The organism is uncultured Campylobacter sp. (genome assembly GCF_938018145.1).
In the GTDB taxonomy this organism is placed as follows: domain Bacteria; phylum Campylobacterota; class Campylobacteria; order Campylobacterales; family Campylobacteraceae; genus Campylobacter_A.
Genome location: NZ_CALIII010000199.1, coordinates 1 through 1,737 on the forward strand (window position 1 = coordinate 1; position 1,737 = coordinate 1,737).

Annotated in this window: 2 protein-coding genes; one reads left to right on the top strand and one right to left on the bottom strand. The window is 47.0% G+C overall.

All coding sequences use genetic code 11. The features are described 5' to 3' along the window. Nucleotides 1–41 precede the first annotated feature (41 nt). Nucleotides 42–770, bottom strand: a complete 729-nt coding sequence (locus Q0338_RS04550; protein ID WP_298085722.1) for a hypothetical protein — start codon at nucleotides 768–770, stop codon at nucleotides 42–44. A 138-nt stretch (nucleotides 771–908) separates the two neighbouring features. Here Q0338_RS04550 and Q0338_RS04555 point away from each other — a divergent pair. Beyond that, on the top strand, nucleotides 909–1,737 hold an 829-nt coding region (locus tag Q0338_RS04555), incomplete at its 3' end, for a TonB-dependent receptor plug domain-containing protein (RefSeq protein WP_298085723.1).

Below are 1,737 nucleotides of genomic sequence, written 5' to 3' on the forward strand. Positions count from 1 at the left end.
GCCGAATCTAAACTCGCCTTTTTCGTTAAAATTTGCGCGCATCAAAACCCCCGAAGCTCTTTTACGCTTAAATTTCTAAAGTCGCCGCCAGCTTCTTTTTTAACGAGCAAAGTCGCCTTAAAATCCAAAAATACCGGCTTTAGCGCGCCGATTAAATTTACGCTCTCGTCAGGCGATAGAGGTTTAAAATTTTCATCCGCGACCGCCTCGATAAAATTTAATCCCAAAAGCTCGGCCACGCTCAAATTTGACTCTTTTAGTTCAAATTTGCCCCTGATTTTACCGTCGTTTCCGCTAAGCCTAAGCCCGATACCGGCAAGTGCGCCGATGACGCCGCTAGCGCCGCTTTTTAGCTCTTTTAAAAATACGTTTTGTTTGTGCGCCGTCTCAAATGCCCGCTCCGTGCTTAAAAATATCTCCTTTGCGCTTCTGCCAAAACTTATTAGCTCTTGCGCATTTTCGATATCTTTTTCAAAGGCCGCCGCGATGCCGGGCTCCGCACTCGGCGCGCTTTTGCACTCTAGCAGCTGGAGCGCGAAATCCAGCACGCGCTGCTTTTGCGACTCGGTAAGCCGGGCTTCAAGGCACATAGAGCTGTTGTGCGAGGTGTAGTTGATGCGAGGATCGAGCAAGAGCTGATGGCGCGTGACGAATGAAACTGGCGCGAACGAGCCCGCAAACGCGGCGATCTCTTCGGCAAGCAGGCCCGTAGAAATTTCGCCGCCAAGCTCATCCGTGTCGTCGATGCAAAGTAGAAATTTAAATTTCATTTTAAAAACCTCGATTTTTAAGTCAAATTTAACTATGTGTAAAATAAAATTAACTTTTTATATTTTAATAATATTAACTTCGTTCAAAACGTATTTTACAAAATATATAATAAAAATTTCATTTTCAAGGAGTTGCTAATGAAAAGGATTGGCCTGATCGCCTGCTGTGTTGCGATGGCGCTACACGGCGAAGTATTTACGCTAGGACAAGTCGAAGTCGTAGAAAGTGTAGGCGGCGTACAAAAAAGCGACACAAACGTCGTAGTTTTAGACGAACAAAAGTTGCAACGAGACGAGATAAAGCGCCTCTCGGAGGTCGCTTACAGCACGCCGGGCGTTTACGTAGATAAAAAAGGTCCGCGCGCAGAGCAAAATTTCTACGTTCGCGGCTTTGACGCGCGCAGAGTGCCGCTTTATATCGACGGTATTCCCGTTTATATCCCGTATGACGGCAACGCGGACTTTGGACGATTTACGACATTTGATCTAAGCCAAATCAACATCTCAAAGGGCTCTAGCTCGGTGCTCTACGGCCCAAACACTATGGGCGGAGCGATAAATTTAATCACCAAAAAACCTACAAAAGAACTTGAAGGTAGCGTCGGCTACGGCTTTGAGACGGGTAGAAACGCCAAGACCTACGGCAACAACGTTGATTTCAGTATCGGCACCAAGCAAGAGCTATTTTACGTGCAAGCCGGCGGTAGCTATATGGAGGATGCGGGACAGCAGCTCTCTCACGACTTTAAACCGGGCGTTACTCGCAACGAAGACGGCGGCAGACGCGATAACTCCGTGCAGCGCGATAAGAAATTTAATATAAAATTCGGCTTCACGCCAAATGAGACCGACGAATATGCGATCGCCTATATCAATCAAAAAGGCGAAAAAGAGCAGCCGTACTATACGGGCCGTTACGCCAGATATAACATGGCAAAACGCTTCTGGGAATGGCCGAAATGGGATA